This is a genomic window from Arenibacter latericius DSM 15913 (assembly GCF_000424985.1).
GTDB classification, from domain to species: domain Bacteria; phylum Bacteroidota; class Bacteroidia; order Flavobacteriales; family Flavobacteriaceae; genus Arenibacter; species Arenibacter latericius.
On the sequence record NZ_AUKX01000031.1, the window covers coordinates 1 to 20,880 of the forward strand.

The 20,880-nt window shown below is 35.9% G+C and carries 16 protein-coding genes; 13 read left to right on the top strand and 3 right to left on the bottom strand.

Going from position 1 to position 20,880, the window contains the following annotated elements:
* Positions 1-349 precede the first annotated feature (349 nt).
* The gene (locus H344_RS0110255) at positions 350-1,189 is read left to right on the top strand and encodes a helix-turn-helix domain-containing protein (protein WP_026810239.1); all 840 of its coding nucleotides are present in this window, start codon (positions 350-352) and stop codon (positions 1,187-1,189) included.
* A gap of 87 nt (positions 1,190-1,276) precedes the next feature.
* On the opposite strand, the gene H344_RS0110260 is transcribed toward H344_RS0110255, so the two are convergent.
* Positions 1,277-1,495: a hypothetical protein gene (locus tag H344_RS0110260; RefSeq protein WP_026810240.1), complete on the bottom strand. Its 219-nt coding sequence runs from the start codon at positions 1,493-1,495 to the stop codon at positions 1,277-1,279.
* A gap of 377 nt (positions 1,496-1,872) precedes the next feature.
* On the opposite strand from H344_RS0110260, the gene H344_RS0110265 reads away from it, so the two are divergent.
* The 12 genes from H344_RS0110265 to H344_RS0110320 all read left to right on the top strand — a co-directional run bounded on the left by H344_RS0110265 (position 1,873) and on the right by H344_RS0110320 (position 16,535).
* Positions 1,873-2,382 (top strand): YqhA family protein, encoded by a 510-nt coding sequence (locus H344_RS0110265; RefSeq protein ID WP_026810241.1) that lies wholly within the window; start codon positions 1,873-1,875, stop codon positions 2,380-2,382.
* A 137-nt stretch (positions 2,383-2,519) separates the two neighbouring features.
* Positions 2,520-3,020: a GreA/GreB family elongation factor gene (locus tag H344_RS0110270; protein ID WP_026810242.1), complete on the top strand. Its 501-nt coding sequence runs from the start codon at positions 2,520-2,522 to the stop codon at positions 3,018-3,020.
* 145 nt (positions 3,021-3,165) lie between these two features.
* A complete protein-coding gene (locus H344_RS0110275; protein WP_026810243.1) occupies positions 3,166-3,651 on the top strand; it encodes a GbsR/MarR family transcriptional regulator in 486 nt (161 codons plus the stop codon).
* Between the two features lie 343 nt (positions 3,652-3,994).
* Positions 3,995-4,822: an META domain-containing protein gene (locus H344_RS0110280; protein WP_034256421.1), complete on the top strand. Its 828-nt coding sequence runs from the start codon at positions 3,995-3,997 to the stop codon at positions 4,820-4,822.
* Positions 4,823-4,936: 114 nt separating this feature from the next.
* Positions 4,937-5,836, top strand: a complete 900-nt coding sequence (locus H344_RS0110285) for a DMT family transporter (protein WP_026810245.1) — start codon at positions 4,937-4,939, stop codon at positions 5,834-5,836.
* A gap of 195 nt (positions 5,837-6,031) precedes the next feature.
* A complete protein-coding gene (locus H344_RS0110290) occupies positions 6,032-6,520 on the top strand; it encodes a GbsR/MarR family transcriptional regulator (RefSeq protein ID WP_026810246.1) in 489 nt (162 codons plus the stop codon).
* Between the two features lie 88 nt (positions 6,521-6,608).
* Positions 6,609-7,736 (top strand): efflux RND transporter periplasmic adaptor subunit, encoded by a 1,128-nt coding sequence (locus tag H344_RS0110295; RefSeq protein ID WP_026810247.1) that lies wholly within the window; start codon positions 6,609-6,611, stop codon positions 7,734-7,736.
* 24 nt (positions 7,737-7,760) lie between these two features.
* Positions 7,761-10,904 (top strand): efflux RND transporter permease subunit, encoded by a 3,144-nt coding sequence (locus H344_RS0110300; protein WP_026810248.1) that lies wholly within the window; start codon positions 7,761-7,763, stop codon positions 10,902-10,904.
* Positions 10,905-10,908: 4 nt separating this feature from the next.
* The gene (locus H344_RS0110305; RefSeq protein ID WP_026810249.1) at positions 10,909-12,315 is read left to right on the top strand and encodes an efflux transporter outer membrane subunit; all 1,407 of its coding nucleotides are present in this window, start codon (positions 10,909-10,911) and stop codon (positions 12,313-12,315) included.
* Positions 12,316-12,357: 42 nt separating this feature from the next.
* On the top strand, positions 12,358-13,452 hold the full coding sequence (locus tag H344_RS0110310; protein ID WP_026810250.1) for a mechanosensitive ion channel family protein: 1,095 nt from the start codon (positions 12,358-12,360) through the stop codon (positions 13,450-13,452).
* A 48-nt stretch (positions 13,453-13,500) separates the two neighbouring features.
* Positions 13,501-14,775 (top strand): chloride channel protein, encoded by a 1,275-nt coding sequence (locus H344_RS0110315; RefSeq protein WP_026810251.1) that lies wholly within the window; start codon positions 13,501-13,503, stop codon positions 14,773-14,775.
* A 281-nt stretch (positions 14,776-15,056) separates the two neighbouring features.
* Entirely contained in the window at positions 15,057-16,535 is a 1,479-nt protein-coding gene (locus tag H344_RS0110320; RefSeq protein WP_026810252.1) for a potassium/proton antiporter, read from the top strand.
* A 109-nt stretch (positions 16,536-16,644) separates the two neighbouring features.
* Here H344_RS0110320 and H344_RS20040 read toward each other — a convergent pair whose 3' ends face one another.
* Positions 16,645-18,477, bottom strand: coding sequence for a glycoside hydrolase family 13 protein (locus H344_RS20040; protein ID WP_084148773.1), 1,833 nt, complete (start codon positions 18,475-18,477; stop codon positions 16,645-16,647).
* Between the two features lie 91 nt (positions 18,478-18,568).
* Complete coding sequence (locus H344_RS0110330) at positions 18,569-20,875, bottom strand: glycoside hydrolase family 65 protein (RefSeq protein ID WP_026810253.1); 2,307 nt, start codon at positions 20,873-20,875, stop codon at positions 18,569-18,571.
* Positions 20,876-20,880: the final 5 nt, after the last annotated feature.

A 20,880-nucleotide genomic window follows, 5' to 3' on the forward strand; every position in this document is an offset into this window, starting at 1 on the left:
AATAGGTGCTACCATTAAAATAACCAAAAGAAGAATTTATTACCGGTTCTCCAAAGCCTTTGTGTACCAGCATCTATTCCAGGAATTGCTCTCTGGCTAAAAGTTACTCATCTCACTGTTTATCAGTCTTGGGATACCTATGCCTTATCGGGAAATTTCAACAATATCAGGACTAAAAATAGTCATATCTGCACTAAAATTTACAGAAGGTTCATCTAACAGCTGGAAAACTATCCCGGAAAATTACCTTAATCCAGGGAATGCAAAATTTATCCTCAAATTCCTTGAAGAAAAAACTCTTGGTGAATAATGCGGGTTAAAGTACTTTTATAATTAATGTAAGCATCTAATGTCAATAGAAAATATCCCAGAAATATATCTTAGCGATCCGAAAGCTACTACAGACCTTTTTGTTCACGATTTTAAAATGACTAATGATGTTGTAAAAAGCAAGGTTAATCTAAGTATGAATATGTTTAGTTTTTTACAAGTAGGTAAAAAGCAGGTCCATTTTGCCGATACCTCGGTTGCCGTTAATAAAGAGCAATCTTTATTGCTGAAAAAAGGAAATTGGTTATGGACAGAACTATTGGATACGGAGGCCATTTATTATTGTAAGTTATTCTTTTTTTCGGAAACAAAGCTTCGAGAATTTTTAAGTAAATACACAAATGATGTACAACCCTATAAGGAGGAAGTCCCTTATTTTGTTATTGAAAATGATCAGTATATCGCATCCTACATAAGTACGTTGTCTATTGTATGTAAATCTTATAATACTCCTGAGGAGGCATTACTTAATTTAAAGTTTGAAGAAATAATGCTTTACCTCCTTAATAAGTACGGATCAAAATTTGAATATTATTTGCATTCATTGATAAGTAAAGAAATCTCCCCCTTTAAAAGTGTGGTGGAGAGTAATGTGCATTCCAATTTAAAATTAGAAGAAATAGCCTTTCTCTGTAACATGAGCTTATCTACTTTTAAGCGTCATTTTAACTCTGAATATAATGTGGCGCCTGGGAAATGGCTTCAGGATAAACGACTTCAAAAAGCGAAAGACCTGCTGCAAGAAGGTAATTTAACTCCTTCAGATATCTACCTAGAGATAGGTTATAACAATCTTTCCAATTTCAGTACTGCCTTTAAAAATAAGTTTGGATTTAGTCCTACAGACCTTAAGAATTAAAACTAATTTATTCGTTTTTTCTTTAGGAGCGAAAGGGATTATAATTCGTAAATCAATCTAAAAAACGAACTGAATTTTTCATCACTTTTAGTTAACGGGAATCCCGTAACGATTCCCAACCCAAGGACGTGATCTATCTGTTATTTGGCCTGAGGACGTATTGTCATTTCCAAATTCCCATGCACTCATTCTTTCTTTATTGAACTCTACGCCTATAAAATGAGATGTATTTGATATTACGTAATGAAATGCAGTGTTAAGTTGCCAATCTACATGGGCGACATCAAAACCTAATAGATGTTTCATTAAGGGACCTGTTAAAATTAGTGGACGAAGCTGACCTAAGCCTACCCATTTAATCCATTCAAATTTAGCTCGTTAAATACTTTAAATGAAAAGCATCTTTATGTAACATGCAGATAATTAGTTAGTTGATTGTTAATGAAAACTGCTAATATTCAACACTTCTTATATTGACCTGATTTCATAAGTGTTTGGGCCATAACAATAAATAGGAAACTAATAGCGTAACCTACCTTTGTACTGACATTAAAAGTGAACACATGGGTAGGAAGATTAGCTAAGTGATACTGATTAATTATTAGACGATCTTCGCCAGTTAACCAAATATTGTTGCTTTTATAATTAATTGACACCTAAACCATGAATTTTAAATAATAATAATGAATAAACCTTTTTACGCCTTTCGTTTTATCAGTTGGATAGCAATATTATTCTCCCTTTTGGGTTCTTTGCTTCTATTTATTATGGGAGCATTAAAAACACTAAATGCGTTTCGGGTGTTCTTTTTGGGGTATATTCCAAAGGACAAAGTCCATTTGCACAGCGTAGATATTGGTATCACTTATCTTATTAAATCTTTGGATACCTTCTTAATAGCTTTAGTGCTGTTTATTTTTGCACGCGGAGTGTATACCTTGTTTATTTCCAATACCAATATAAAGGGGAATTCAGGGGTGCTAAGTTGGATTAAAACTCCAAATATTGGCCATCTAAAGAATATCTTGGCCGAAGTGATAATTATTATTCTATTTGTAAAGTTCTTGGAGGTTGTATTTGTCAATATTGGAAACTTGAAATGGGAATTGTTAATCCTACCAATTTCCATTGTATTGATGGCAGTGGGTCTTAAAATATTGAAACTTAACAAAGTAGAAGGAGAAAAGGACTAAGGATGCGTTTCTATCGAAGGATTTTATGATGAATAATTCGTTTTATTTGGTAGTATAGATGATATTTAATAAACTGTATATAGCTATCTGTTGAAAGGGGTAGTGATAAGCATGCGTTTTATTTTAAGAACATTATTATGAGTAGAGGATTTGTAAGAGAAGAAGACCAGGAAGAAATTCCAATAGTACCTCCTAGGGCAGATCTGCCAGATGGGGTTGCTAATTATGTCACACAAATAGGATTAGACGCTTTACTGACAGAGAAAGAAGTGTTAATACAAGAAATAGATAATGTAGACAGGTCCAATGAGAAAGAAAGTAGGATTGCTATAAACCATATCAATGCAAAATTGCAATTGCTCAATAATAGGATCTTAACTGCCAAAGTAATTCATTTAGAAGATCAGCCACAAGATGAAGTTAGGTTTGGAGCAACAGTTACCTTAAAAATCATGGCTACCAACAAAACTCAAAAGTTTCAAATTGTAGGAGTTGATGAGGCCGATATTACAAAAGGAAAGATTGCTTTTATCTCTCCTTTAGCAAAAATTTTAATCGAAAAGAAAATAGGTGAGAAGGCCATTTTGAAATTGGCAAAAGAAGATAGAGTATTTAAAATATCAGATATTAGCTATTAATTAGACGGTATTAGTATTTTTTGTGTTTTAATTTTCTCAGTTATACGGATACAAACGTCGGATAAATTTTGTCATTTCATGAAATCTCAATACTTAGAGTTATAAGTTCCTTATCTTAGTCTAAATTTTTAAAATTACGATTAGCTTGAATATTTCAGAAGAGAAAAAACAGCTTATAGAACAAATAGGTATCGGTTTTGGTGATCGCATGGGGGTATCGCCCCTTGCTGCTAGAATTTATGGACTCTTAACCCTATCCTCTTATGATGGACTTACTTTTGAGGAGGTGCGGGAAGCATTGGGTTCTAGTAAGAGTTCAACTTCAATTAACCTTAACGTACTCACTCAGCTTAATTTTGTTGAATATTATACAAGACCGGGAGACCGCAAACGATATTTTAAAGTATCTAAATCTTTTCAGAAGAAGTATTTAATGCAATATGCACAGACTTTAAATAGTGAAGCGGAACTTATTTCCAAAATAAACTATTACAATCTAGAGCATTACCCAGAGAAGTTTGTTAATGAAAAGTCTATGGGTACCTTAATGGAAGAATACATCAAGGCACAGCATAAGCTAGTGGAAACTACATTGAAAAAAATGACCGCTTTCTTAGAGGGTCAAGATTAATAATATCATTTTTCTACTCATTAAGTGAGATAAAAATAAACCAACACTAGCCTTCCCGTACTGTAAAGGCGGGCTTGCCCGATCTGCATGGGCGGGCCTGAACGTATTATTCAAGCGGGGATATTTGTGCCATTTAGACTGGCTTGCCGATCGTACTGTTTTCGTACTTGCCTTTCAGTTTAAGGTGGAATTGTTGTTCTAAACAACAGTTCTATTCCTCATGTGTAATCCCTTAGGTAATGCACTACTATTTAAATTTAACAAAACCTTATCTAGAAAGGTTCTAATTGTTACGAACCAAATGATACATTTGTACTCTAATAAAACATAAACCATGAATAATATGAAAATAAAATTAATCCCTATAATGCTAATTGCCATTAGCGCAGTAAGTTGTAAGACTCAAAAAGTAGATTCGGAAACAGTTCCAAATAAGGAAATTGAAATGGAAGAGTACTCGGGAATAACTAATACAAAATGGATTCTTACAGAACTGGAAGGTGAGAAAATAGAGTTTGATCAAGCCCAAGATAAAAATGTGCGATTTACACTAAATGGCGAGGATAATACTTTTAACGGTTTCTTTGGTTGTAATTCTGGTTTTGGAAATTTTACATTAGAAGAAGGAAATAGAATTCGGTTTAGTGAAATGGGGGTAACCCGTATGGCTTGTCCTGATGCGTCTATAAATGAATCTGAGATATTAGAAGTGTTTAATATTGCTGATAACTATACTTTAGATGGGAACACGCTTAGGTTAAATGTGGGGAGAAGGGCTCCTTTAGCTGTATTTAAAAAAGCGGAAATACAAAAAGAACTAATTACTGAAAAATATTGGAAATTGAAGACCTTGGACGGTAAGGAGGTAGAAATGGCCGATAATCAAGAGGGTGAGATTTATTTTATTCTTAAGACAAATGAAAATAGTCTTACTGGATTTGCTGGTTGTAATACATTTGGAGGAGGATATACTCTTGAAGAAGGGAATCGCATTAAATTCACTCAAGTATTTTCAACACTTAAAGCTTGTCCAGATGTCGATGTTGATGAAGCAGCATTTTTAAAAGTTTTTGAACTTACCGATAACTATACTATTGATGGAGATACCTTAATGCTTAATGTGGGTCGAAGAGCTCCTTTAGCAGTTTTTGAGGCAGTTTATCTAGACTAAGGTAATACTATACTACTTATAAACAAGAGGTTAAATTCCATATAAAATAATTAAAGTATAATATTTATTAAAAAGCAATTGCACAACGCAATTGCTTTTTAACTTTACAGACTTATGGGAAAAATAATTGAAAACAAATGGTTTCTCCTCCTCATTATTGCATTGACCTGGGGTAGTTCTTTTATTCTGATCAAAAAATCCTTATTAGTGTTTACGCCATATGAAATTGGTGCAATCCGAGTAGGTGTTTCTGGCTTGTTAATGGCATATATTGGAATTCCTTCATTGCTGAAGATGAGTAAGAAAGTATTGTTTTGGGTAGTGCTAGCGGGATTTTTTGGGAACTTTTTTCCTATGTTTCTATTTCCATTGGCACAAACTCAGGTTAGTAGTTCCCTTGCAGGAATTTTAGATTCATTAGTTCCCGTTTTTGTTCTGGTATTCGGATTTTTGTTTTTTGGAATCCGTAGTAGATGGATTCAATTTATTGGGGCAATAATCGGTTTTATTGGGGCGGGAAGTCTTATGTACTTTTCGGAAACTAACACAGAGGATTCTCAATTATTCTATGCCTTTTTAGTGGTTTTGGCTACTGCATGTTACGCTATTAGTGCTCTTATCATTAAAGAAAAATTACAAGATATTCCTTCTATGCAATTATCGAGTGCTGTATTCTCAATATGGATGGTTCCGTCATTTATTATTCTAGTTATATCTGGCTTTTTTCAGAACTTTGAAACCAATCCCCAAACTTACGAAGCTTTGGGATACCTTGGGATTTTAACAATAATGGGGACTGCTGTAGCCATGATTTTATATTATAAACTCATACAGAATACTTCCCCTGTTTTTGCTAGTACCGTAACCTATCTACTGCCCTTGGTGGCTGTAATTTGGGGTTTATTGGATGGGGAACGTTTCACCATATGGTATATGCTAGGTGGGATCCTAATCCTAGTTGGTATCTATTTAATTGGAAAAAGTAAGAAATCTACAATTCCTACCTCAAATTAAATCGTCAATATTTTAAGGGATTTCTGTACTCTTTTAATAGCGGTATACACTAGTTTGCTTCCTTCTTTGTAGTTGCTTACCTATAGCTTTTCTGGCTTATGTTTTTTTGTTAGTTAAAGTATTAACAAAAAATTATGTTCTATTAGTTCGTAAGGTTGCGAACTAAGTGTATTTTTGCCTCAAAATTAAGATGGTATGTCAGATATATTCCAAGAGAAGAAAGTGCTTATTGAAGAGATAGGTCTTACTTTGGAGGAAAGAGCGGGCCTAGCCCCATTAGCGGCACGTATATATGCCACATTAATACTTTCCTCTAATGCAGGCTTAACCTTTGATGAGATTATAGAAATAACGGAGGCTTGTAAAAGTTCAGTTTCTAGTAATTTAAATGTTTTATTGCAACTAGACTATGTAGAATTTTATACAAAAACCGGAGACAGAAAGCGTTACTTTAAAACCTCTCCAAACTTTGTAAAAAATGCGATGAATCACTATGGTGGTTTACTAAAAAAAGAGTTGGAAGTCATTAATAAAGTAAGGGACTTCAATAAATTAAATAATCCTGAAAAATATTATAGTGATAAGATAGAGGGATTGCTATATCAAGAATACTTGGAAGAGCAGCTCGAATCTATTAATCAAAGGTTACAGGATCTTAATGACTTACACCGTAAATCTTCCTGATCTACTTTCATACTAACTCGATTTTACCGAAGAAATTTCGAACTACAATTAAATGCACATTTTAAACTAAGAATAATTTACTCAGCACATGAAAACAATTTTTAAAACCACTATTCCCATTTTATTATTAACAATTTTAGCTTCTTGTGGGAGCGATAAATCGGGTCAGAATATGGCGCAAGCTAGGCCTGCACTTCCATTTCCAGTAGTTGAGGTTCCTATTAGAACAGTAACCTCCTACACCACCTATCCCACCAATATAGAAGGAATAATAAATAGTGAAGTAAGAGCTAAAATAACTGGATATATAACAGAAGTTTTGGTTGATGAAGGAGAAAGAGTGAAAAAAGGTCAGCCTCTTTTTAGATTGGAAACTCAGTCCATGACTCAGGATGCAGCAGCTGCAAAGGCCAATGTAGAAGCGGCTCAGGTAGAGGTTAATAAGCTTAGACCATTGGTAGAAAAGAATATTATTAGTGAGGTGCAATTAGAAACTGCAAAAGCCAAGCTGCAACAAGCAAAGAGTGGCTATAATAGTATTGCTGCTAACATAGGTTACGGTACCATTGTAAGTCCGGTAGATGGATATGTAGGTTCTATACGTATGCGTGCAGGGGCCTTGGTAAGTCCTACAAATCAAGTTCCATTAACTACAGTTTCAGACATCAGTAAAGTTTACGCTTATTTTTCCATGAATGAAAAGGCGTATTTAGACTTTTTACAAAATGCAGAAGGAGCCAACAAGGAAGAAAAGATTGCCAACTTTCCCGAAGTAACACTTCTATTAGCAAATGGAAAGGAATTTGATCAAAAGGGAAAAATAGAAACTATCAACTCCCAGGTAAACCCTAATACAGGAACCATTACTTTTAGGGCGTTATTCAATAATGCTAATAGTCTGTTGACAAATGGTAATAGCGGTACTATAAAAGTACCTTCTGTCTTTGAGGATGTTCTTGTAGTTCCACAGGAGGCCACTTTTGAACAGCAGGAAAAGACTTTTGTTTATGTTCTTTCTGAAGATAATACGGTAACCTCCAAAGCTATTAACATAATAGGTAATGCTGAAAGCATGTACATTTTAGAGTCTGGCTTACAAGAAGGGGAGACCATCGTTGCCAAAGGGGTTGGAAAACTAAGAAATGGAAGTCCCATTACGCCACAGAAGGTAGAATTTGAACATGTGGCACAACTTAGACAAACTGAGTTTCAATAATAATATAGGAAATACAGAGAAACCATGATTAAGACTTTTATCACGCGTCCCGTACTATCTACGGTGATATCTATAATTATTGTGATTTTGGGGATATTAGGGTTGCAATCCCTATCCGTAACCCAATATCCAGATATAGCTCCCCCTACCATACAGGTAACGGCTAGTTACCCGGGTGCGTCAGCAGCAACAATATTAGAAAGTGTAATAATTCCCATAGAGGAACAGATAAATGGGGTAGAGGGGATGACTTATCTTACCTCTACAGCCACGAATAATGGTACTGCAGCGATTACTGTTTATTTTAAACAGGACGTAGATCCAGATATTGCAGCAGTAAACGTACAGAACCGTGTTGCAAGGGCAAACCCGATGCTACCACAGGCTGTACGGCAAACAGGGGTGCTTACCCAAAAGCAGCAGACAAGTGCTTTAATGTTTATTAGTTTTTACTCCGATTCTGAGGATTATAATGATGTTTTTTTACAGAACTATCTGAAAATCAATGTGGTTCCTGCTTTTCAGCGTGTTGAAGGAGTAGGAGATGTGAATGTATTTGGTAGTAAGGACTATGCCATGAGGGTATGGCTGCAGCCTAATAAAATGGCTGCTTATGGATTATCTCCTTCCGATGTTACAGCTGCCATCAATGAGCAGAGTCAGGAAGCTGCAGCAGGAACTATTGGTGAAAACCATGGAGAGGCGTTTTCCTATGTAATTACCTATGACGGTCGTTTCCGTACCGAGGAACAATATGGAAATATTGTAATCAAGGCCTTGGGAGACGGGGAGTATCTCCGATTAAAAGATGTGGCTACTATTGAATTGGATGCACAATCGTATGCCAGTAGTGCCAAAACAGATGGTAACCCTAGTGTGGCCATGGCCATTTATCAGACACCAGGGTCCGATGCTCAGAAAATTATTGAGGAGATTAAAACTGAACTGGGTAGTTTGGAAAAAGGCTTTCCAGAGGGTATCAGCTATGTAATCCCTTATGATACTAATGAGTTTTTGAACGCTTCCGTAAATAAGGTGGTGAAGACGTTTATAGAGGCTTTTTTACTAGTTTTTGTAGTGGTCTTTATATTCTTACAGGATTTTAGATCAACCTTAATTCCAGCTATTGCCGTGCCAGTATCCATTATAGGTACTTTCTTTTTCTTAAACCTTTTTGGATATTCTATTAACCTATTAACGCTTTTTGCCTTATTGCTGGCTATTGGTATTGTGGTGGATGATGCCATTGTAGTAGTAGAGGCTGTCCACGCCAAGATAGACGAGGGAGCTAAGGATATGGAAAAAGCTACTATTGAGGCAATGGAAGAGATTACTGGAGCAATTATTTCAATTACCTTGGTAATGGCCGCGGTGTTTGTACCAGTAACTTTTATTACAGGTCCTACTGGAGTTTTCTACGAGCAATTTGGGATAACGCTTATTGTAGCTATATTAATTTCTGCTGTAAACGCCCTTACTTTAAGTCCGGCTTTATGTGCTATTCTGTTAAAGCCTCATACAGAGGAAGATAAGAAGAAAACATTTTTACAACGTTTTTTCCATGCTTTTAACGTAGGGTTTAATGCAACGGTAAGACGTTATGGGAAATCATTAGGATTTTTGTACCGTCATAAGTGGATTACTGGAGCTATCCTTATAGTTTCTATTGCGGGAATTGTTTGGGCTTCTAATACCACTCCATCAGGATTTGTACCTGATGAAGATAGAGGATTGGTCTTTGTAAACGTAGAATTGCCACCTGGAGCATCTATTGATAGAACGGCGGAAGTAAACCGTGAAATATATAGTAAAGTTAAAGATTTACCTGGGGTAAATAGTGTTACTCTTATTAATGGGATAAGTATCATTAATGGAGCAGGAAACAACTACGGTTTAGGGTTTATTAAACTTGATGATTGGAAAGACCGTGAAACCGATGACCTTTCTACAAAAGCAATTACCGGGAAATTATTTGGTATTGCAGCAACTATTTCTGATGCTAATATTATTTTCTTTGCACCTCCAAGTATTCCAGGTTTTGGTAACTCATCGGGAGTAGAAGTGAATCTATTAGATCAATCTGGAGGCGATTTTAGTGAATTAGATCGGGTGAACAAGGAATTTATAGGGAAGCTTATGCAAAGGCCAGAGCTTATGTATGCCCAGTCTTCTTTTAGTACTGAATACCCACAGTACAAGTTAGATATCAATGTCCCTTTAGCAAAAGATTATGGAGTGAATATTAACAGTATATTTAATACACTTCAAGGATATATTGGTAGTATTTATGCAGCCGACTTCTCTAGATTTGGTAAGCAGTATAGGGTTTATATCCAGTCTTTACCAGAAAGTAGAGCCGAAAAGCAAGATTTAAACAGTCTATATGTAAAGACTAAGAGTGGGGAAATGGCACCTATTACTCAATTTGTTAGTATAGAGCGTGTGTTTGGACCGCAATCGGTTACGCGTTTTAACCTTTTTAATTCAACAAAAGTTACAGCAGCGGTAAATCCTGGTTATAGTACTGGGGATGCAATTACGGCTGTAGAACAAGTTTCTGCGGAGCTTCCTGCAAACTTTAGTACGGCCTATTCTGGACTTACTAGAGAAGAAATAAATGCGGGAGACCAAACTACTGTTATATTAATTTTAGTGATTGTGTTTGTGTACTTCTTATTAAGTGCACAGTACGAGAGTTACTTATTGCCTTTTGCAGTATTGTTCTCATTACCGCTAGGGATTTTTGGTGCCTTTATATCCACTAAATTCGCAGGCTTGGAAAACAATATCTATTTCCAGATAGCTTTAATTATGTTAATCGGGCTACTAGCTAAGAATGCAATTCTGATAGTGGAGTTCGCTATCCAAAGAAGAAAAAGGGGAGAAACTATCTTTAATGCTGCAATTGATGGGGCTAAGGCTAGATTGAGACCTATTTTAATGACCTCTTTTGCCTTTATCTTTGGTCTATTACCATTGGTTTTAGCTTCTGGTGTAGGTGCCGAAGGGAACCGTGCTATTGGTACAGGAGCCGTTGGTGGACTATTGATTGGAACTATTTTAGGAGTTTTTGTAATTCCTATCCTTTACATTCTATTCCAGTGGTTAGATGAGAAAATGAGCAGAAAACCAAAAAAACAGAATTTAGAAATTTCAGAAGAAGTATAATACTATGAATTCAGCACGATTAACGAAATATTTAGTTATTGCCAGTATGCCGGTACTTTTAGTATCCTGCTTTTCGGCAAAGGATTATGTACAGTCAGACCATGCGGTTATAGATGACAGTGCCTTTAGGACAGATCAACTTTCAAAAGATAGCCTTACCATTGCGGAGGTTTCTTGGAGAGAGCTTTTTACCGATCCTATCCTTACTCAGTATATAGAACGAGGATTAGATAATAATATGGATATTAGGGTAGCCTTGCAGCAAATAGTTGCTGCAGAGGCTTACCTTAAGCAAGGAAAGGCAGGGTATTACCCAACCCTTTCAGCTAATGGTCGATATACGCATCAAGAGTTGGCAAAAAATAGCCCTATGGGCGCTCTTGTAGGTAGTTCCCAAGACCAATATGAACTAACAGGAAGTTTGGCATGGGAAGCAGATATTTGGGGGAAGATTCGTAGTAATATGAGAGCTTCAGAAGCTTCATATTTACAAACGGTTGCCGCGCATCACGCAGTTAAATCTAGACTAATCGCCAATATAGCATCGGTCTATTATCAACTGCTAACCGTAGACGAACAAGTTGCTATTACCAAAGAAACCATCGCTACGAGAAAAAATAGTTTAGAAACTTCTAAAGTATTGAAGGAAGCAGGAAGTATCACTCAAGTTGCCGTAAAACAGACTGAGGCGCAGCTTTATACCGCAGAGGCCATTTTAGTAGATCTTAATAATCAGGCATACCTGCTAGAAAATACCTTGTCTGTGCTATTAGGAGAGTCCCCAAATGCAAAGGATAGAACGGTTTTAGCTGATCAGGAGATTTCTACAGAATTGGTCGTTGGTGTACCAACACAGCTATTGAGTAATCGTCCAGATGTTATGATGGCAGAGTTGGAATTGCGAAAAGCCTTTGAGCTTACTAATGTGGCGAGAAGTAGTTTTTATCCTTCATTAACGCTTTCAGCAACAGGAGGTTTCCAGAGTATGGATTTTGACCAATTATTTAATGCCAACTCACTTTTTGCTAATCTGGTAGGCGGACTTGCGCAACCCATATTAAATGGAAGGAAAATTCGTACTCAATACGAGGTTTCTAAAGCACAGCAGGAAATAGCTAGTTTAAATTTTAAACAGTCTGTTTTAACAGCAAGTAAGGAAGTTGCAGATGCCATGTATTCTTATGGAACTGCAACCGAAAAAATAGCGATAAAACAAAATGAACATGAAGCCTATGCCTTGGCAACGGAATATTCTCAAGAATTGCTAAACAATGGTTTGGCAAATTATTTAGAGGTGTTACGTGCGCAGGAAAATGCACTAAATTCTAGTCTAGATCTTGCAAACGCAAAAAATAGGCAGTTGCAATCTGTTGTAGATTTATATGAAGCATTAGGTGGTGGATGGAATTAAGTTTTATTTTTGGGAATCATATTATCGATACCCAAAATAAAAATGTCAGATTTTTTTGAAATATACAGGTCGCATTTAATTTATGCGCTCTTAGTTATTATTACAGTATTGGTTTTACGCGGGTTAACTAACTTGCTAAACCGATGGTTATTAAAACAGGGAAGTCAAAAATTCCCAGGGGAAAGGCCTAAGGCAATTAATTTGGTAAAGCGTATCCTTAATGCGTTATGGATAGTGCTTGGCCTAATTGCCCTAGGCTTTATTTTTGTAGCTGAGAATAAATATGCTATTCTAAAGCATAATTTTCTTTTGATATTATATTTAGGCTCGGTGGCGGTAATTACTATAGCGTTAACAGCCTTTGCTAATTTATGGTTTAAACGAGAAATTCACCGGAAAGCAACTACAAACGCCGATGCAACGAGCCTTAAATTCTTGGGATATGTTGTGGTGTTTGTTATATATACGGTTGGACTGCTGTTTGGACTCCTTGCTTTCCCAGCTTTTAGGGGAGTTACACAAGCGGCACTAGGTGGGGCAGGGGTTATTGCTTTAATTGCAGGGGTAGCTTCTCAAGAAGCGCTAGCTAACCTAGTAGGAGGTATTTTCATCATTAGTTTTAAACCCTTTAAAATTGGGGATATAATAAAGGTTTCAGATACTATGGTGGGTACTGTAGTAGATATTACTTTGCGTCATACTATTATCCGAAATTTTGAGAATAAGATGATTGTAATTCCCAATGCCATAATTAATAAGGAAAAATTAATCAACTATAACTTAGGGGATCCTAAATGTTGTGAACGTATAGAGATCGGTATTTCCTATGATAGTGACATTACTTTGGCAAAGAAAATTATGCAAGAAGAATGTGAGAAACATCCTTTAATTTATGATAACCGATCCAAACTTGAAAAAAAAGACGGCCAGCCAATGGTAAAGACAGCACTCATCTCATTAGACGACTCTTCTGTAACCATTAGGGCTTGGGCATGGGCAAGAAATTATAGTGACTCCTTTAGTATAAGATGTGACATTTTGGAAAGTGTAAAAATGCGCTTTGATAAGGAAGGTATCGAAATTCCTTTTCCCTATAGAACTCTGGTGATTAAAGAGAACATTAAGAAAGAAAGTTAAGAGTGTATTTCAAGAATTGTAGATAGACCTCACCATAAGAATAATATTTTGAAGCTTAGACAAAAAAGAAAACTAGTCACCTATCTAAATATTTTAGATCAACCTATACGATTTAATCCCTTTGTCTTTAGTCGTACTTTCCTATTATGGGCTTTGTTAGGGTTAATTGGTGGCGTTATTGCTGGACTTTATTGGATTGTGTTAGAATTTTTAACGGTTAAGATTTCATTTTTCGAAGGATGGCTTGTTATTCCGATTATGGCCGTATGTGGTCTTTTAGCGGGACTCATTATTCATTTTATTGGAGATCCAGGAGAAATTCATCTAATTGTAAATAACATCAGGTTTAACAAAGGAAAACTAGATCCTAAGAACAATCCTTCCATGATCTTGTCTTCCCTGCTATGTGTTGCATCGGGTGGTAGTTTGGGTCCAGAGGCTCCATTGGTTCAAGTTACTGGATCTACAGGAACGTGGTTGGGGAAAATTTTCAGATTAAAAGGAGAGGAATTACGGTCTTTAAGTATAGCTGGGATGGCTTCCGGATTTACCGCTCTGTTTGGAGCTCCTTTAGGAGGTAGTTTGTTTTCTTTGGAAATCTTACATCATAAACATGCCGTTGAATATTATAAGGCAATTATTCCAGCTTTAGTAGCTAGTAGCTTTAGTTATGTGATTTTTGCTCTAATTATTCAATTGGGACTAGGTGCCACCTGGGAATTAAAATCATACGAATATTCTGGGTTGTTCGACTTTGGTCTGGCGGTACTATTCGCTATGGTAGCTACATTCGTAGGTTGGGGATTTATCTATTGTGTTAAATTCTTTAAAATAGTATTTGAAAAGAAAGCGCTGCCTATTTATATAAAAACTTTAATAGGGGGAATCCTCTTAGGAGTCATTTCTTATTATTTTCCTCTGACTCGGTATTTTGGTCATCATGAAATTAATGAACTATTGGAGTCTAACGTCACATTAACTTTGTTGATCGGAATATTAATTTTTAAAATTTTAGCAATTTCCATTACAGTAACATCCGGGTGGCGAGGAGGATTTATTATCCCTTTGTTTTTTGTGGGGACAACGCTAGGGCTTATAATTCATCAAATCTTCCCTGAAACTAATGTTACCTTGGCTATTATTAGTTGTATGGCTGCTATAAATGCTTGTGTTACCCGTACCCCTATGAGTACTACTATCTTATTAGCAACTTTAACTGGATTCTCCTATTTTATCCCAATTTTGTTCGCTAGTCTAACTGGGTATTTTCTAGCTCCTAGAATTCCTTTTATAGGATCTCAGGGGGAGAGTGAAAAAGCGTAATTAATTTAATCATTCATTTGTAACATCTTTATTATAAAAATCTTAAGTGGCTTAGGCTCTATGGGGAGTTTAATATTGAACTAAAGAGAATTTCATGGTCATTATGAATCAATTACTTCTTTTTTCATCATCTGTGATAAGGATTTAGAACTATATAATTATCCATTAGAATAACCTTCATCGACCTTATAATAAAAACGCCTTTAATTTTAATTAAAGATCATTTTTTGACCTTATTTATGTAGAAGGGTTATTTTTGCAAAAACCATAAAGAGGAACGTATGAACTTGACCATTGAAAACATTTTATTAGTTGGATCTTTGCTCCTTTTTATTAGTATAATTGCCGGTAAAACTTCTTATAAATTTGGTGTTCCTACTTTATTACTTTTCCTAGCCATTGGAATGCTTGCAGGGTCTGATGGGATTTTGGGGATTAGGTTTGATGACCCTAAAATGGCTCAGTTTATCGGTATCGTTTCCTTAAATTTTATTCTATTCTCAGGGGGTCTAGATACCAACTTTGGAGAGATAAAACCCATTCTAAGAGAAGGTGTTGTGCTCTCTACCGTAGGAGTACTTCTTACAGCTTGTTGTATAGGAGGCTTTGTATATTACATTACAGACTTTACTATTTACGAGAGTATGTTGTTAGGATCTATTGTTTCTTCTACAGATGCAGCCGCAGTATTTTCCATATTACGTTCCAAAAATCTAGCTCTTAAAAAGAACTTAAGGCCTACCTTAGAGTTAGAAAGTGGTAGTAACGACCCTATGGCTTATGTCCTTACCATTGCCTTTTTAACCTTGGTAGTGCATCAAGATCAAAATATATGGTCCGTTATTCCTAAATTTTTACAGCAAATGACAGTTGGTGCCATAGCTGGTTTTGCTTTTGGAAGGATAAGCAAATATGTTATCAATAAAATTAAATTGAGTTTTGAGGGGCTTTATCCGGTTTTGGTAATAGCCCTTATGTTCATCACCTTTTCCGCAACTGATTTTTTAGGCGGTAACGGCTTCCTATCAATTTATATTTGTGCAGTTTATTTGGGGAATCAGGATCTAATACATAAAAGGTCTATTCTAAAAATGTTTGATGGACTGGCTTGGTTAATGCAGATAGTACTCTTCCTAACCTTGGGGCTTTTGGTTTTTCCATCAGAAATTGTTCCTGTAATGGGAATAGGGTTGCTTATATCTCTGTTCTTAATTATAGTTGCCAGACCCGTTAGTGTGCTCCTTAGCTTAATGTTCTTTAAAATGAAGTTTAGAAGAAGGGTATACATTTCATGGGTAGGGTTACGGGGTGCAGTTCCTATTGTATTTGCAACTTATCCGTTGTTAGCGGGTATAGACAAGGCTGATATGATTTTTAATATTGTGTTCTTTATTTCCGTAACCTCTGTACTTATACAAGGAACTACGCTTTCTATTGTAGCTAAATGGTTAAATGTAGCCCTTCCTGCACAGGAAAAAAGAATGACCGCTACCGATTTATTATTAATGGAGAATCCAAAAACATTGCTTAAAGAAATCCCTGTAGGAGCCGATTGTTATGCGGTGAATAAACAAATAGTGGAATTAGGCTTTCCCAAGCATGCTATTATTGCCATGATAAAAAGAGACGGCGAATTTATAACCCCAAATGGTTCTACCAGAATTGAGGATAAGGATACGCTATTTGTACTTGCGGATAAAGATGAAATTATAGATGAGGTGAATAAGGTTTTAAGAAGGCCGATTAAGAAACCCGCATAAAAACCATAACCTAAGTTTTGTTATTTTTATATAGCTCCCTTTTATGTAGTATAAAAATATAATTAAGGAATTAGGGAAATTATATTAACACACTTCAATTTAAAGGCTTCTATAATCTAGTGGTTAAAATGGTAACCCCTTTAGAAGAAAGCCTGATATTATCTTTCCAAATAAGTGTGGTATTAGATATTATATTTTTCATGGTTATTCCTGTCAATCCAATTTCGGAGAATGGTGTTAGGTTTAGGGAATAAGGCTTTTTGTTTTTATTGATAATAATAGCCACTATTTCATCTTCAATACTTCGGAATAATACATAAACTCCGTTAAAAGGCACAAAATGGATGGTTTTTCCCTCGTGGATAGCTTTGCTGCTTTTTCTATAATTTAAAACCCGTTTTATAAAATTCTGCATATCCTTTTGGTCTTGTGTTAAGTTTGCCCCAGTAAAGGCATTTACAGAATCCCCTTTCCATCCTCCAGGAAAATCAGACCTAATTAAGCCGTGATCGCCGGGTTTTTCGGAATTATGCATTAAAACCTCTGTCCCATAATATAATTGAGGGGTTCGAGGTAATAGTAATAAATAACCCACAGCCATTTGTGTGTCTACTAAGTTTTTATTTAATAGCGTAAATACACGATCCATATCATGATTATCTAAAAACGCCATTAAATCTTTAGGTGAAGCATAAGCAAAATCATTAGCTAGGCCCTCATACATTTTTATTAATCCAGTATCCCAATTCTCTTCTTCTTTTAAAGCTTCAGTAATAATATTCTGCATGGAGAAATCCATGGTAGATTTTAAATTAGATTTGTAACCATCTCTATTTTGATTACCATCTTGCCAATAGGAGATTAAAAGTGGATTATAACTCCATTCCTCACCAACGATACTAAAGTTAGGATACTCGTTCATAATAGCTCCCGCCCATTGGGCCATAAAGTCCTTGTCCGAATAAGAATAGGTGTCTTGGCGTATTCCTCCCAACCCCAAAGTCTCTATCCACCAAATACTATTTTGAATGAGGTATTTAGCCATAAACGGATTTCGCTGATTTAAGTCGGGCATAGCATATACAAACCATCCATCGGTCATTTCTTTCTTGTCCTTTTCCGAGGCATAGGGATCTTGATTGGAAGTTCTTCTATGATTGGTGATAGGAATAGGCTTTTTTTGCTCAAAATTCTCCTGATAATTTATCCAGTCCTTAAAAGGAAGGTCTCTCATCCACCAATGTCTTAATCCACAGTGATTGGCCACTTGGTCCATAATCACTTTAATATAGCGTTCTTTTGCCTTATCTACCAGTTCCTTATAATCTGATAATGTTCCAAAACGTGGATACACTTGGTAGAAGTCTGTTATAGCATAGCCGTGATAGGACTCCTGTTCCATATCGTTAATTAATACGGGGGTAGGCCAAATGGTTGTAAATCCCATATCATCTATATAGTCCAAGTGTTTGGTTATCCCTTTAATATCACCGCCATGACGTGCATAGTCATTATTGCGGTCTATGGTAGTATCTATTAGGTGAGAGCCTGTATTATTGATAGCTCCTGAATTTGCAAATCGATCAGGAGTGATTAAGTAAATAACATCAGAACTATTAAACCCTATATATTCTTCACCAGGTTTTACTCTTTCCTTTAATTCATAGCGATATGTTTTTGTATCCCCATTTTTAAATTTAAATTCAATTTGGAAATGGCACGGGCCCATCGTATTAGATATTTTTAAGTCAATAAACAGGTAATTTGGACTACACCCCTCAGTGACCTTTTTAATTGAAATCCCTTTTTGGGAAATTTCAGGGACACTTTTTGCAATGTTGGCTGACCTCACCATTAATTGTAAATCAGTACTTTTAAAACCTATCCACCAATTGGGAGGTTCTACACGTACCGATTCATTTTCTACTGCTATGCTATCCATAATTTCCCTTCAATTCTTTCTAAGCGATAAAAGATTGTAACCATTACTAGCTAGGTAATAATACTTCCCATATTACCATCCCTTTTAATTTTTATATAGTTGTTATATTGTTTTTAGTAATAGAGATTAATTTTCCGTTTACAGAAACCTGTAGTTCTTCTCCTTGCATTAAAGTGAACTGAGTTTCTTTTGGAGAAACTGTTACTTTAACGGTACGATTTCTAAAAATCACATTAAAGGAATAGGAGTCCCACTGCTTTGGAATCTTTGGTTGAAAGGTTAAGGTGTTATTAACAACCCTCATTCCACCAAAGCCTTCTACAATGCTCATCCAGGTACCCGCCATGGAGGTGATATGTAAGCCTTCTTCTACTTCCTTGTTATAGTCGTCCAAATCTAATCTAGAGGTTCTTAAATAGAAGTTATAGGCCTGATCCATCCTATCCAATTTTGCGGCTAGGATACTATGAACGCATGGGGACAAGGAGCTCTCATGAACAGTGAAAGGTTCATAGAAATCAAAATGACGCTCTAATTCTTCTCTGCTAAATTGGTTTTCAAAAAAGTAAAATCCCTGTAAGGTATCTGCTTGCTTTATATAAGGTGATCTTAGAATTCTATCCCAAGACCATTTCTGATTTATGGGGCGTTGTGATCTCTCTAAATTATCTACGGTAGTAAGCTCCTTATCCAAGAATCCATCTTGTTGTAAGAATACATTATGCTCTTCTGAGAATGGGAAATAGAGATTGTTAGCTACTATTTTCCACTTTTCAATTTCTTTTGGATCAAGTGCCACCTTATTAATAACTCTTTTATAATCCTCACTATAGTTCGCTTGTATTTTATCTAAGGTTTCCATAGTGAAATTAAGGCACCATTGAGCAATATAATTGGTGTACCAGTTATTATTAATGTTATTCTCATATTCATTAGGACCTGTTACCCCGAGAATAACGTATTTGTTCTTATGTGTGGAGAAGGTAGCTCTTTGTTCCCAAAATCGAGCAATAGCGATTAACACCTCTAGGCCTTTCTCTGGAATATAGGAATAGTCACCCGTATAGCGATAATAGTTATAAATCGCGAAGGCTATAGCTCCATTTCTATGTATCTCCTCAAAGGTAATCTCCCATTCATTATGACACTCTTCTCCGTTCATGGTTACCATAGGGTATAGAGCAGCACCACCGGTAAAGCCTAGTTTTTCTCCATTCTCAATGGCTTTTTCTAAGTGATTGTATCTGTATTCCAAAAGGTTTCTACCTACCTGTTGGTTTTTTGTAGCCATATAAAAGGGGAGACAATAAGCCTCAGTATCCCAATAAGTACTACCCCCATATTTCTCTCCAGTAAAGCCTTTAGGGCCAATATTTAGCCTAGAATCGGTGCCTAAATAGGTCTGATTCAATTGAAAAATATTGAAACGAATACCTTGTTGTGCTTTTACATCACCCTTAATGGTAATATCTGAGGTTTCCCATATTTGCGACCAAGCAATTCTCTGAGCTTCCAGAAAATTTTCGAATCCCATATCCATTGCTTTGAATAAAACTTTCTTTGCAGCAGGGATCAGATTATCCTTATCGTGATTTCTATCCGAAGTATATCCCCCATATTTATGAATGGTGAAAATTTCGTTCTGTTTTATTTCTGCCGAATATTGGAAAGATATCTTTTTTTCTAATTTTGCAACAGTAGGACTTAGTTTAGTACCTGTACCATTAATAAAGCATTGAGATTGCATAAAAGTACAGGTGTTAAAATTTGTTTTAAGGGTATGCGCCTCTATAAAAGCCATATCGTCTTCTTGGGTAATATTGGTTATTTCCCAAAATTTATCGTCCCAATTGCTATCTTCATTAGTAATTCCCGCATCCAAATAAGGGCTATAAGTAATTTTAGCGTTCCCAGATAGGAGAGTTATATTATAGGAAATAGCCCCAACCTCATCCAAGGTTAAGCTTAAAAATCGTTTCGTTTCTACTTTTACAGTAGTTTCATTCTTCAAGGTTGCGGTAAAACTTCTAGACAGCCAACCTTCTTTCATGTTTAGCTCTCGTTTAAAATCGGATACCGATTTACAGCTGTATAAATCTAAGGCTTCGCCATCTATGGTAATATGGATACCAATCCAATTTGGAGCATTTAAGACCTTTGCAAAATATTCTGGATATCCTTTTTTCCACCAACCAACTTTAGTTTTATCGGGGTAGTAGACGCCTGCAATATAACTCCCCTGAAAAGTTGGTCCAGAATATTGTTCTTCAAAATTGGCCCTTTGTCCCATAGCACCATTACCTATACTAAATAGACTCTCTGAGGATTTAACCATTTCTGGATTAAATCCCTCTTCTATAATGGACCATTCATTTGGCGTAATATAATCTTGATTCATAGTTA

Excerpts from the sequence above, each read along its gene's own strand:
- H344_RS0110290 (WP_026810246.1), top strand. The coding sequence starts at position 6,032 with ATGTCAGATATATTCCAAGAGAAGAAAGTGCTTATTGAAGAGATAGGT.
- H344_RS0110295 (WP_026810247.1), top strand. The coding sequence starts at position 6,609 with ATGAAAACAATTTTTAAAACCACTATTCCCATTTTATTATTAACAATT.
- H344_RS0110285 (WP_026810245.1), top strand. The coding sequence starts at position 4,937 with ATGGGAAAAATAATTGAAAACAAATGGTTTCTCCTCCTCATTATTGCA.
- H344_RS0110330 (WP_026810253.1), bottom strand. The coding sequence starts at position 20,875 with ATGAATCAAGATTATATTACGCCAAATGAATGGTCCATTATAGAAGAG.
- H344_RS0110300 (WP_026810248.1), top strand. The coding sequence starts at position 7,761 with ATGATTAAGACTTTTATCACGCGTCCCGTACTATCTACGGTGATATCT.
- H344_RS0110265 (WP_026810241.1), top strand. The coding sequence starts at position 1,873 with ATGAATAAACCTTTTTACGCCTTTCGTTTTATCAGTTGGATAGCAATA.
- H344_RS0110310 (WP_026810250.1), top strand. The coding sequence starts at position 12,358 with ATGTCAGATTTTTTTGAAATATACAGGTCGCATTTAATTTATGCGCTC.
- H344_RS0110280 (WP_034256421.1), top strand. The coding sequence starts at position 3,995 with ATGAAAATAAAATTAATCCCTATAATGCTAATTGCCATTAGCGCAGTA.
- H344_RS0110305 (WP_026810249.1), top strand. The coding sequence starts at position 10,909 with ATGAATTCAGCACGATTAACGAAATATTTAGTTATTGCCAGTATGCCG.
- H344_RS0110270 (WP_026810242.1), top strand. The coding sequence starts at position 2,520 with ATGAGTAGAGGATTTGTAAGAGAAGAAGACCAGGAAGAAATTCCAATA.
- H344_RS0110320 (WP_026810252.1), top strand. The coding sequence starts at position 15,057 with ATGAACTTGACCATTGAAAACATTTTATTAGTTGGATCTTTGCTCCTT.
- H344_RS0110260 (WP_026810240.1), bottom strand. The coding sequence starts at position 1,495 with ATGAAACATCTATTAGGTTTTGATGTCGCCCATGTAGATTGGCAACTT.
- H344_RS0110255 (WP_026810239.1), top strand. The coding sequence starts at position 350 with ATGTCAATAGAAAATATCCCAGAAATATATCTTAGCGATCCGAAAGCT.
- H344_RS20040 (WP_084148773.1), bottom strand. The coding sequence starts at position 18,477 with ATGGATAGCATAGCAGTAGAAAATGAATCGGTACGTGTAGAACCTCCC.